Below are 12,188 nucleotides of genomic sequence, written 5' to 3' on the forward strand. Positions count from 1 at the left end.
CGATATCACGCGGCATGATATCGCCTAACACCCCTTGAAACAAAACGGGGTCGGCTTGTTTCCAAGCCAACCCCGCATCCAAGTCATTCGTTCCGGTCAGCCTTGCTCGGGCACCAGAATTTCGCGTTTGCCAACATGGTTTGCAGGGGAAACAAGGCCCTGCTCTTCCATCTGTTCGACCAGACGCGCCGCTTTATTATAGCCGATCGCCAGTTTGCGCTGGATATACGAGGTCGAACATTTGCGATCTTTGATCACGATGGCAACGGCGGTGTCATACAACGCGTCTTCGCCATCGGTGTTGCCACCCAAACCCAAGACAGCATCGATGCTGCCCTCTTGATCGTCAGCCGGGCCTTCAACCACACCCGAAACATAGTCCGGTTCGCCGTAAGCCTTAAGATGGTTCACGATTTCCTCGACTTCTTCGTCGGATACGAACGGCCCGTGACAACGGACAATTTTCGATCCGCCCGCCATGTACAGCATGTCACCCATACCCAGCAGTTGTTCCGCGCCCATTTCACCCAGAATGGTCCGCGAGTCGATTTTCGACGTTACCTGAAACGAAATACGCGTCGGGAAGTTCGCCTTGATCGTGCCGGTAATAACATCGACCGACGGGCGCTGCGTGGCCATGATCAGGTGGATACCCGAGGCACGCGCCATCTGCGCAAGCCGCTGAATGCAGGCTTCGATCTCTTTGCCCGCGACCATCATCAGATCGGCCATTTCGTCGACGATGACAACGATATAGGGCAATGTCTCGGGCTTGAATTCATCCGTCTCAAAGATCGGCTCGCCGGTGTCTTCGTCAAAACCGGTTTGCACAGTACGGCTGAACAATTCGCCCTTGGACAGCGCTTCGCGCACGCGGCCATTATAGCCTTCGATGTTGCGGACACCCATCTTGGACATCTTGCGATAGCGTTCTTCCATCTCGCCCACTGTCCATTTCAGCGCGACAACAGCCTTTTTCGGGTCGGTCACAACAGGGGACAGCAAATGCGGGATACCGTCATAGACGGACAGTTCCAGCATCTTGGGGTCGATCATGATCATCCGGCATTCTTCGGGCGTCAGCTTGTACAGCAGTGACAAGATCATCGTGTTGATCGCCACCGATTTACCGGACCCCGTAGTACCCGCAATGAGCAGGTGAGGCATCTTGGCAAGGTTCGCGACCACAGGATCACCGCCGATATCCTTGCCCAAGGCAAGCGGCAGGCGCATGGTGCTATCGCCAAAATCACGGGCCGACAGGATCTCGCGCAGGACGACCTTCTCGCGGTTTTCATTTGGCAGTTCGATACCGATAACGCTGCGGCCGGGCACGGTGGACACACGCGCCGACAGCGCCGCCATCGACCGCGCGATGTCGTCGGCCAAACCAATCACGCGGCTGGCTTTCAAACCCGGCGCGGGCTCAAGCTCGTACATCGTGACAACGGGGCCGGGGCGTACGGCGACGATTTCGCCCTTCACGCCATAATCATCCAGCACGCTTTCCAACATACGCGCATTTTCTTCCAGCGCGTCGTCACTCAGGTGCAGTCTTTCAACAACATCCGGGCTTTCCAGTAGGTTGAGCGGCGGCAGTTCAAAACCGGGATGCGTATCCTCAAAGGTCAGGCCCGGCTGCGCCTCGGCTTGGGCCTTTTTGCTGGGTTGAATCACTTTGCGAACCGGTTGCTGGACAACTTTTCGCGGGGTTGCCACCGGGATTGTCATCGCGTCATCGGCGACGGCATCTTGCAACGGCAGGGCTTCGGCTTCAGCAAAGGCCGCGTCGGCGGCAACGTCGATTTCCTGCTGTGATACGCCCGAAGCCGTCAATGGCGGCTCAGTACGCGCTGCACCTGTCAACGGTGGCTCTTCACGCAAATGGCTGCGCGGGGTCGCGTCAAGAACCAGCGGATCAGGGCCACGACCGCGACCACGGGTCAGCGGTGCCGTTGTGGGTGTGTGCACGGCGTTGGCCGTACGAACACGGCTTTTGATCACGTCAGCGATCTTTGATTTGATCCGGTCATCACTAGGCGCTTGATCGATTTCAACATCCGACCAATCCTCGACCAGCTCTGGTTCCGGCATTGGCGCGGTGCGTTTAACCAGCGCGGGCATCTTGGCCAACAGCCCCGTTTTTGGTGCCACTGTGGGGGCGTCATCCGCTGCGCTGTATTGCATCTGCGAGGCTGCAAATTCCGCGTTTTCCTCTGCCTCAATCCGACTGCGCTCACGACGTTCGGATTGGCGCGCTTGCACCTTTTGCGCGGCCACAACCGCGCCCGACGCACCGCGGCCCAGCAGGTTCATCAGGCCCGCATAGACCATGATCACACCGACCAGCATAAAGCGGAAAATGCGGCTCAGCTCGGCCTTGGTGAACCCCATGACAAAGGCACCAAGCGCAAGGATCGCCGCCCCCATCAACACCGACATCATTTTGATCGTAAAGATTGACCCGATCGGCAAGATAGTCAGGATCGCACCCATCACCGTATCGCCAAACAACCCGCCCAAACCAAAGCTGTGGGTCTGAAGCCACTGCGCGTCAGGGGTCAAAGTCGCCCCGTAAATCGAACACAGTGCGACCGCGATAGGCGCAAAGATCAAACGGCCCATCGCACGTTCAGCGCCACGGTGCAGCGCAAACCGCACGCCCCAAGCCAGCAGAATTGCCGCAACAGCCCAAGCGCCCCAGCCCACGATCATGAACAACGGGGCCGCCAGCGATGCGCCCATCCGGCCCAGCCAGTTTTGCGCAGGCGCGTCGGTGGATACCATCCAATTGGGGTCGTCAGGGGTGTAGCTGCCGATCATCATGGCCGCCATCAGACCCAGCACAATAAGCCCAACACCCAGCAATTCCTTGCCACGTTTTTCAATCGCCTCGGCCATTTTGCTGTCTAGTAGGGGATCACGTCCGCGTGTCTGATATGCCATTGCTCTGTTCCCTCGTCTTATTTCGGATAGAGACAGTCGCGGATCGCTTCGATCCCGCGCGTTGTCTCTTTTATTGGGGCGACCATGGCCACCCGTATATATGTCTTGCCGGGGTTTTCCCCGTTTACGGTTTGCGCCAGATAACTGCCTGGCAATACCCGCACACCGGTTTCGCGCCACAGTTTTAGCGCTGCGGTTTCGTCAACCTGAACCGGTAGCCACAGAAAGAACCCCGCCTCGGGGCTGGCATATCCCGGCACATTGCCCAAGATGCGGTCGGCGACCTCGTATTTCTCGACGTATAGCGCGCGGTTTTGCGCCACGTGTTCCTCGTCTGCCCAAACGGCAGCGGCGGCGGCTTGCAACGGCAGGGGCAAAGGCGCGCCTGCATAATTGCGCAGCTGCTTGATCTCGCGCATCGTGTTCGGCCCGCTCGCGACAAAACCTGACCGCAATCCGGGCAAGTTCGACCGTTTTGACAGCGAATGAAAAATCACAACGCGGTCGGGGTCAGCACCGATTTCTTGGGCAACCTGCAAGGCCCCAACGGGCGGCGTATCGCGGTAAATCTCGGAATAGCATTCATCGGCGAAAATCTTAAAATCGTATTTTTCTGCCAGCGCCAGCAATTCCGTCCAATATTCACGGGTCGCCACCGCGCCCTGCGGGTTCGCGGGCGAACAGATATAAGCCGCCGTGGTCCGGTTCAGCAACTCGGCCGGCAGGCCGGCAAAATCTGGTAGATGACCGGTTTCCAACGTGGCCGGCACCATGATCGGATCAGCCGCCGCGGAAATCGCCGCGATCATGTAAACCTGATAAAACGGGTTCGGCATCAAGATCGCAGGCTTTTGGCCATTCTTGGTTTCGGGGCAAACCGCCATCACGGCGTTGTACAGGCCCTCGCGTGTGCCGTTCAGCGCCATCACTTGCGTATCCGCATCCACCGTCACATCATAACGGCGCTTGATCCAATCGCGGATGGCACCGCGCAATTCCGGCGATCCGTCATTAGGTGGATAGCTGTTAAACCCAGCTGCGTTTTGCGCAATCACATCCGTTACCCACGCTGGAAACGCATGTTTCGGCTCTCCGATGGTCATATGAATAGGCACACCGCCGCCTTCATGCGCATCAAGCAATGCACGTAGACGCGGCCACGCATGGGCCGGAAGGTTCGAAAACCGCTCGGGGTACAACATCAAAACTGCCTCGGGTTCGGGATCATAAGCGCCCCGTTTCTTCCAAACTACCCAAGGGCTTGCCTCACGTCCAGAGAATCTAGGACATCAGGCGGCTTTTGTGTCTTTTAGGCCAATGCCTCTTGCGCAGCGGCTGCAAGGCGCAGCAGACGTTCTTCGCCTCCCGGCGCGCTCATCAACGTAATACCGCAAGACGGCGTGCCGGTTGGCAGTGTCACTGCGCAGCCCCCCATCAGATTGCCGATCCGCGTGTTGCGCAATGTCATCAGGTTGGACGACACATAATACTCGTGATCGCTCTCGAGCCGCTCCAGCTTTGGTGGCAGGATCGGGGCCGTGGGCAGTGTTACTGCGTCAAAGCCAGCGGTCGCGCGGGCATACGCCTTGCGTATACCGTCTAGCTTGGTCCAAGCGGCGATATAGTCCGGGCCGGAGTGGCTTTTGCCCAAGCGGAACCGTTCAAGAATTTCTGCATACATGGCGTCTGGATTATCTTCGATGACATCGCGCCACAGGCCGTAAGCTTCGGCGGTGTACAAACAACCGCTCAGCGGCATCGCGTCTTCCAGCTCTGGAAACTCAAGCGTGTCGACAATGGCACCGGCGTCTTTTAGCCGCTCAACAGCCGCGTTGAATGCAGCGGCTGGCGCGTCCTCGACGCCGTCCATTGCGACGGTGCGCAACACAGCCAAGCGCCGCCCTTCAAGGTCGGCACTGGATAAATCAGCGGGTTTGCCGCCCTCAAGTGCGGCCAGCAACAGGCCCGCATCCTCGACCGAGCGGCACAAGGGCCCCACGGTATCAAACTGCTTTGCGAGCGGTACAACGCCCTCCAACGACACACGGCCCGCCGTGGTTTTCAGCCCCACCAGATCGTTCCACGCCGCAGGAATACGGACGGAACCGCCCGTGTCAGACCCAATCGCAGCAGCAGCCAACCCGAAGGCAACAGATGCCGCCGCGCCTGACGACGACCCACCCGAAACGGCCCCATGATCATTCACGCAGGGCGGCGTTGCCGTTGACGGATTGTACCCCAACCCCGAGAATGCCAGCTCGCTCATGTGGGTTTTGCCAAGGCAAACCAACCCCATCGCCGTGGCATTTTTCAACACCTCTGCATCGTGCTCCGGCACGCGCCCCGTCAGCAACTGTGACCCCGCTTCGGTTCCGACCCCGGCGGTATCGAACAAGTCTTTCCAACTGATCGGGACCCCGTCCAAGGGTGATATACGTTGCCCGGCCTTTGCGCGGTCCGACGCTGCACGCGCCTCGGACATGGCACGGTCGGCGGTGACGCGGGCATAGATGCGATCGCGCAACGGGTGCGCTTCGATGGCATCCAGATATGTTTTGCACAAGGCGACCGGATCAATCTGCCCCTCTTCAATGCCCCGTCCCAAATCTGCCGCAGTCATTGTCAGCCAGTCTTGCATATCGTTCCCTCGTTTATCCGGTGAAACGGACGGTAGCGGCGGTTGCACGCATGGACAATCCCTGACGCAAGACCATATTGAAGGTCATGGAATTTGACACAGATATCGCAATCGTTGGCGGTGGGCTGAACGGCCCCGCCTTGGGTTTGGCACTGGCCCAGATCGGGCTGCGGGTCACCATTATTGACCGGCTGAAAAGCGACGTGCGCAAAGACGCGGGTTTCGACGGGCGATCCTATGCGATGGCGCTGACATCGACACGGTTGCTGGACGGTATCGGCGTGTGGGGCGACGTGGCAGAAAACGCGCAACCCATGCTTGAGATCAAGGTGACCGACGGGCGCGCAGGCGAAGGACCATCGCCGTTTTTCATGCATTTTGACCACGCCGAGATTGAGGAAGGCCCGATGGGCCACATGGTCGAAGACCGCCATTTGCGCCGCGCATTGATCGACGCGACCCAAACGACCGAGAATATCACGCTGCTGAATGGCGAAGATGTCATCGCGCAGAATGTGGACGCATCAGGCGTTACGTTGACATTGGCCAGCGGCAAGACCGTACGGGCAAAGCTGCTGGTTGGCGCGGATGGGCGTGGTTCAGGCACCGCGATGCGCGCGGGGATCAAACGGATCGGCTGGGGTTACGGCCAAACGGCACTGGTCTGCGCGATTTCCCACGAAAAACCCCATGGCGGGGTGGCGCATCAGTTCTTTATGCCCCCCGGCCCGCTTGCGATTTTACCGCTGACCGAAAATCGGTCTTCTATCGTGTGGAGCGAAACCACAGAAAACGCGGCGCGGATCAATGCCTTGCCCGATGGCGCCTATCTGGATGTCTTGCGCCCAAGGTTTGGTGATTTTCTGGGTGAAATCTCACTCGCCGGGGCGCGCTACACCTATCCGCTGAGCCTGTCATTGGCGCATTCCATGGTCGCTGATCGCGTGGCGTTGCTGGGGGATGCGGCGCATGGGGTCCACCCTATCGCGGGCCAAGGGCTCAATGCGGGGATGCGCGACGTCGCGGCCTTGGCCGAGGTCATCGCTGATGCACTGCGCCGTGGTCAGGACGTGGGAAGTGCGACGGTTTTGGATCAATATCAAATCTGGCGGCGCTTTGATAACACCGCGTTGGCATTGGCGACTGACAGCTTTAACCGGTTGTTTTCGAACGACAGTTCACTACTGCGAATTGCCCGTGATGTGGGAATGGCAGCCATCAATGCACTGCCCGGTGCACGGCGCGGATTTATCCGCGAAGCGGCGGGGCTAACAGGGGAACTGCCCCGCTTGATGCGCGGCAAGCCACTCTAGCCGGTTAGTCTATCACCCGTGCTTCATCGACCAGCATGACCGGAATGCCATTGCGGATCGGATAGGCCAGCCCTGCCGCCTTGGAAACCAGTTCCTGCTTTTCGGCATCATAGCTCAGCGTGGTTTGCGTGCGTGGGCAAATCAGCGCCTCTAACATACGGCGGTCGAATTGCACTTCTTCACTGCTCAATTCATCATCTCCCCTTCATGGCCACCACGCAGGGTGTATTCAATCAATGTCAGCAGCGTTTCGCGGCGCGTCGAAAGCGACGGTGCCTCAAGCAGGGCCTGCTTATCCTCGGATTCAAGGTCCAGCATCATCGACAGTGAATTGATCAGTAATTCATCATCGGCTTCTTTTAATGTATCCCAATCCGCCGACAGGTTGCGCGCGTCGAAATAGCGGCCCAGCGTATCAAGAAAATGATCGCGGTCGAAATCCACGTCTTCTTCGTCTTTGCCCAGATCGCGTTCAAACCCGTCCCAGCTTACGTCGCAGCGGCGGTAAGGCGTGAACCCTTCGACCTCTTGCACCACGCGGAAGCGCGACACGCCGCCCAGCGTAATCATATAACGGCCATCTTCCGTTTCGGAGAACTGGGTAATCCGGCCCGCGCAGCCAATGGTTTGCAAGCCCGGGCCATCACGCCCCGGCACAACATTCGGCTGGACCATGCCGATCAAGCGGCCAGACGTTTTTAGGCTGTCCTCGATCATCTGAAGATACCGCGGCTCAAAAATATGCAGCGGTAGCCGCGAACGGGGCAACAACAATGCCCCGCCCAGCGGAAAAATCGCGATCGTATCTGGTAGCTCTGATTGCTTTATCATGAGGCTCTATCTAGTGCGTGAAACACCTTAAGCAAATATCATTGAGCTAAGCTTGCGACGGCCGTTCAGCGCAATCGGGTCATTCGCCTTGAGCGCATCGAATATGGTGAAAAGCTGTGCCTTGGCGGCCCCGTCATTCCATTCACGGTCCTTGCCAAACAAAGTTAGCAACTGGTCAACGGCCCCCTGTACCTCTCCGTGCGCATAAAGAGCCGTGGCCAGATCAAGCCGCGCTTGCAGGTCATCGGGGTTGGCATCCACAGCCGCTTGCAACTCGGCAACCGGGCCAGCACCGGCGGCCTGCTTGGCCAGTTCCAGCTGCGCATGTGCTGCTTCAAGCTCGGGTGATTTTGAAATCTCAATCGGTGCGCCGTTTAGATGCGCCTCGGCCTCGTCCAGCTTGTCCAGCGCGATATAGGCGCGCACCATACCGCCATAGGCACCTGCGTGGTTCGGATCTTCGCCCAGAATGGCCGCAAAGGTGTCAGCGGCATCCTGTGCGGCACCCTCGGCCAGCATGTCTTCTGCCGCCGCTACGGCCTCGTCTAGTGCTGCACCGGGGGCCTCCCCGCCGCTGGCCTTGATCACACGCTCGATAAAGGCTGCGATCTCGGACTGTGGCTGTGCGCCTTGGAAACCGTCAACCGGTTGGCCCTTGTAGAAGGCATAGACCGTCGGCAGCGATTGAATTTGCATTTGCCCGACGATTTGCTGGGCCTCGTCCGCGTTGATCTTGACCATCTTGACCGCGCCCTTGGCTGCCAGCACAGCGTCTTCCAGCATCGGGCCAAGCGTCTTGCAGGGGCCGCACCACGGTGCCCAGAAATCAACGATCACCGGAACGTCTTGCGATGCCTCCACAACATCGGCCATGAACGTCGCCTCGGTTGTGTCTTTAATCAGGTTCGCGTCTTGCGCAGGCGAAAGGTTCAAATCCATCATATCAATATCCTCACTTGGGGTTGCTCTCTATATGTGAGCACGCCCCGCTAATTCAAAGGTCGAATGTCGCAAAGACCGGCACGTGGTCGCTGGGTTTTTCCCAACCGCGCACATCGCGCAAGATTTTGCTGGAATGCGCCGCGTTGGAAATATCCGGCGTTGCCCAAACGTGGTCAAGGCGCCGGCCCTTGTCTGCCGCATCCCAGTCTTTGGCACGGTACGACCACCAACTGTACAAATTACCCTCGGGGATGTCTTGGCGCGTTATGTCAACAAAGCCGCCCGCGTCTTGGGTTTCGGCCAGCTTTTCCACCTCGATCGGGGTGTGGCTGACGACCTTAAGAAGTTGTTTATGCCCCCATACGTCATCCTCGCGCGGGGCGATGTTCAGATCACCAACAAGGACAGATTTCTGCGGCTTGTCGCTGTGAAACCAGTCCCGCATATCGGCTAGGTAATCCAGCTTTTGGCCGAATTTTTCGTTCACTTCGCGGTCAGGCACATCGCCGCCAGCGGGAACATAAAAATTGTGGATCGTGACACCATTTTCCAGCTTGGCCGCGACATGACGCGCATGGCCCAACGTCGCAAAATCCTGATCGCCGGCATCCTCAAGCGGCAAACGCGATAGAATGGCGACGCCGTTGTACCCCTTTTGACCGCGGGCAACCATGTGGGTGTAGCCTGCCGCATGGAACGCTTCGGTCGGAATTTTATCAACCGGGCTTTTACATTCTTGCAAGCACAGCACGTCCGGTCCGTGTTCTTGAAGCAGCTTCAACACCAAAGGTTCGCGCAGTCGAACCGAGTTAATATTCCATGTCGCTAGCGTAAATGGCAAAGAACCGTCCCCCAAATCAGATCGCGCGTACCCTAACGCGAAACCGTCCGTGGCCACCATGGCGAATTGATCGGGACGTCAGACAAAAAAAGACCGGGCACAAAGGCCCGGCCTAGTCCAACAGGGAGGTATGTATCATATCCCGGATACATTAGTCGGGTTCAAACCGATTGGCGGGTCATGAAAACCCCGCCGCTCGGGGATATAACGGCGCGCGGGCCGCTTTGGTTCCAAGCTCAGGAAATTAATCTATAACCACCTGATTCAGTTACCAAAATTCGTGCGTTCGAGGGGTCAGGCTCGATCTTTTGACGCAAACGATAGATATGCGTTTCAAGCGTGTGCGTGGTGACGCCCGCGTTGTATCCCCATACCTCGTGTAGCAAGGTATCGCGCGGCACGACGCCAGCAGCAGACCGGTACAGAAACTTCAAGATGTTGGTTTCTTTCTCGGTCAGGCGAATCTTTTTATCGTCCTCCGTCACCAACAGTTTCGCAGAGGGTTTGAACGTATAGGGGCCAAGCTGAAAAATCGCTTCTTCGGATTGTTCGTGTTGGCGCAGTTGCGCGCGGATGCGGGCCAGCAGAACCGGAAACTTGAACGGCTTGGTGACATAATCGTTGGCACCCGCGTCCAGACCCATAATCGTATCGGCGTCGCTGTCATGACCAGTCAGCATCAAAATCGGGCTTTTCACCCCTTGGGTACGCAGGTCACGGCACAAATCGCGCCCGTCGATATCAGGCAGACCAACATCAAGGATGACCAGATCATACAGCGCCTCGGCGGCCCGTGATTTCGCGTCGGCCCCATTTGCAGCCTCGAAAACGTCAAAGTCTTCGGTCAGCAATAGTTGCTCGCTCAGCGCGTCGCGCAGGTCGTCGTCGTCATCCACAAGCAGGATTTTCTTCAACTGGGCCATATTCACTCATCCTCTTTGACTGTCCTAAAGGTGTGTTCACAAACCTGTGTGACAAGGGGCACAGCCAATTATTCACAGGACCGTGCACAAAACACGGCAAATGTTTCAATTCGGGGGCAACTCACTTAAGTATCTTAAAATAACCGAAGCGAAAGATTACAAGAAGATGGCATTTAGCCCTGACATCACCGAACAACTGGCCCGCGCGCGGGCAGACTTGCGCATGGGCGTGCCAGTTGTTTTTCTTGGGCCGGCCCCTGTTCTGGTAATCGCCGCCGAAACACTGACCCCGCAACGCCTGTCCAGCCTTCTGGCGCTTGGTGGTGAACCGGTTTTGGCAATCACAGCGCGCCGCGCCGAGACGCTTAAGGCACGTGCGTATGATGGTACGCTGGCCCGCGTGCTGCTGCCGCCCGATGCAACACCTAGGTGGGTGCAAGCGATAGCAGATCCTGCCGACGATCTGCGCAGCCCGATGAAAGGGCCGCTGAAATGCGCACGCGGCGGGGATGCCACAGCCCACGGTGCCGCGCTACAGCTCGTCAAGTCGGCGCGCTTGTTGCCCGCGGCAATTGTGCTGGACCTTCCCGATGCCGCCGAGTTCGCAGCCACCCACGGGCTGACAACGCTGTTGTTGCAAGCCGCCCTGCCCGTGCTTGCCATCCGCAGCCCCTTGCACCCTGTGGTTAACGCGCGCCTCCCGATAGAGGCGTCCGAGGCTGGCAGGCTGCATATTTTCCGGCCCGATGATGGCGGCGAAGAGCATTACGCCATCGAAGTTGGCCGCCCTGATCGCGCCAAGCCCGTGTTGGCACGGTTGCATTCTGCTTGTTTTACCGGCGACGTGATGGGCAGCCTGAAATGCGATTGCGGGCCGCAACTGCACGCCGCACTTGCCCAAATGGGGGCCGAGGGGCACGGCGTTTTGCTATACCTGAACCAAGAGGGTCGCGGTATCGGGCTGGCGAACAAAATGCGCGCCTATTCTTTGCAGGATCAAGGGTTTGACACTGTAGAGGCAAACCACCGCTTGGGCTTTGAGGACGATGAACGCGATTTTCGCCTCGGGTCCGACATACTGAAATCATTGGGTTTTTCCGCTGTCCGCCTTTTGACGAACAACCCCCGCAAGGTCGAGATGATGGAGGCGAGCGGTGTCAAAGTTGCCGAGCGCGTTGCGTTAAAAGTTGGTGAGAACCGCCATAACACCGCATATCTTGCGACCAAGGCGGCCAAGTCCGGGCATCTTCTGTGACACCTGACGATATGGTTTTGACCCCTATGGGGTTGCGGTTTCAGGGCACGGTCTATCCCTGCACCATAGGCAAAACCGGCATCACCTCGCATAAAAAGGAAGGGGACGGTGCAACCCCGCGCGGCATCCACCGGATCGTCGGTATGCTCTATCGCCCTGACCGGATGGCCCAACCCACCGACTGGGCAAAGCCGATTGGGCCGCTCGATTTATGGTCCGATGATGTGAATGATCGCGACTATAACAAGATGGTACGCGCGCCATACTCGCACCGCCATGAACAACTGCGCCGCGCTGATCCATTATATGACCTGATCATTCTGACCGATTGGAACTGGCCCTACACCATAAAGGGACGCGGTTCGGCAATCTTTATTCACCAATACCGCAGGCCCGGATTCCCGACCGAAGGATGCATTGCCCTATCACGGACGCATCTGCATCGAATTGCCCCAATGATCAAACATCACACCCGGTTGATTATTGCGTAGGGTGGGTG

General features: G+C 58.1%; 11 protein-coding genes. 3 read left to right on the forward strand and 8 right to left on the reverse strand.

Annotation, left to right across the window (positions count from 1 at the left end; translation table 11 throughout):
* Positions 1-96: 96 nt before the first annotated feature.
* From WNY39_RS07885 to WNY39_RS07895, 3 genes are all read right to left on the reverse strand, one after another.
* Positions 97-2,946 (reverse strand): DNA translocase FtsK 4TM domain-containing protein, encoded by a 2,850-nt coding sequence (locus tag WNY39_RS07885; RefSeq protein ID WP_342845030.1) that lies wholly within the window; start codon positions 2,944-2,946, stop codon positions 97-99.
* A 17-nt stretch (positions 2,947-2,963) separates the two neighbouring features.
* A complete protein-coding gene (locus tag WNY39_RS07890) occupies positions 2,964-4,148 on the reverse strand; it encodes an aminotransferase class I/II-fold pyridoxal phosphate-dependent enzyme (RefSeq protein ID WP_342845031.1) in 1,185 nt (394 codons plus the stop codon).
* Between the two features lie 107 nt (positions 4,149-4,255).
* A complete protein-coding gene (locus WNY39_RS07895; protein WP_342845032.1) occupies positions 4,256-5,584 on the reverse strand; it encodes an amidase family protein in 1,329 nt (442 codons plus the stop codon).
* An 86-nt stretch (positions 5,585-5,670) separates the two neighbouring features.
* On the opposite strand from WNY39_RS07895, the gene WNY39_RS07900 reads away from it, so the two are divergent.
* Entirely contained in the window at positions 5,671-6,897 is a 1,227-nt protein-coding gene (locus WNY39_RS07900; RefSeq protein WP_342845033.1) for an FAD-dependent monooxygenase, read from the forward strand.
* Between the two features lie 4 nt (positions 6,898-6,901).
* Here the strand turns inward: WNY39_RS07900 and WNY39_RS07905 are convergent, their stop codons facing one another.
* The 5 genes from WNY39_RS07905 to WNY39_RS07925 form a co-directional block, all read right to left on the reverse strand.
* Positions 6,902-7,087 (reverse strand): Trm112 family protein, encoded by a 186-nt coding sequence (locus tag WNY39_RS07905; protein WP_341232595.1) that lies wholly within the window; start codon positions 7,085-7,087, stop codon positions 6,902-6,904.
* Entirely contained in the window at positions 7,084-7,728 is a 645-nt protein-coding gene (locus tag WNY39_RS07910) for an LON peptidase substrate-binding domain-containing protein (protein WP_341232596.1), read from the reverse strand. The genes WNY39_RS07905 and WNY39_RS07910 overlap by 4 nt, the downstream gene beginning before the upstream one ends.
* Positions 7,729-7,755: 27 nt before the next feature.
* On the reverse strand, positions 7,756-8,670 hold the full coding sequence (locus WNY39_RS07915; RefSeq protein WP_342845034.1) for a co-chaperone YbbN: 915 nt from the start codon (positions 8,668-8,670) through the stop codon (positions 7,756-7,758).
* A gap of 52 nt (positions 8,671-8,722) precedes the next feature.
* Complete coding sequence (locus WNY39_RS07920; RefSeq protein ID WP_342845036.1) at positions 8,723-9,511, reverse strand: exodeoxyribonuclease III; 789 nt, start codon at positions 9,509-9,511, stop codon at positions 8,723-8,725.
* Positions 9,512-9,747: 236 nt separating this feature from the next.
* Entirely contained in the window at positions 9,748-10,434 is a 687-nt protein-coding gene (locus WNY39_RS07925) for a response regulator transcription factor (RefSeq protein WP_093916504.1), read from the reverse strand.
* Between the two features lie 166 nt (positions 10,435-10,600).
* Here WNY39_RS07925 and ribA point away from each other — a divergent pair, with 166 nt between their 5' ends.
* Both ribA and WNY39_RS07935 read left to right on the forward strand, forming a co-directional pair.
* Positions 10,601-11,689, forward strand: coding sequence for a GTP cyclohydrolase II (gene ribA, locus WNY39_RS07930; protein ID WP_342845037.1), 1,089 nt, complete (start codon positions 10,601-10,603; stop codon positions 11,687-11,689).
* Entirely contained in the window at positions 11,686-12,180 is a 495-nt protein-coding gene (locus WNY39_RS07935; protein WP_342845038.1) for a L,D-transpeptidase family protein, read from the forward strand. Before ribA ends, WNY39_RS07935 begins: the two co-directional genes overlap by 4 nt.
* Positions 12,181-12,188: the final 8 nt, after the last annotated feature.

It is taken from the genome of Sulfitobacter sp. AS59, assembly GCF_038899995.1.
Taxonomy (GTDB): domain Bacteria; phylum Pseudomonadota; class Alphaproteobacteria; order Rhodobacterales; family Rhodobacteraceae; genus Sulfitobacter.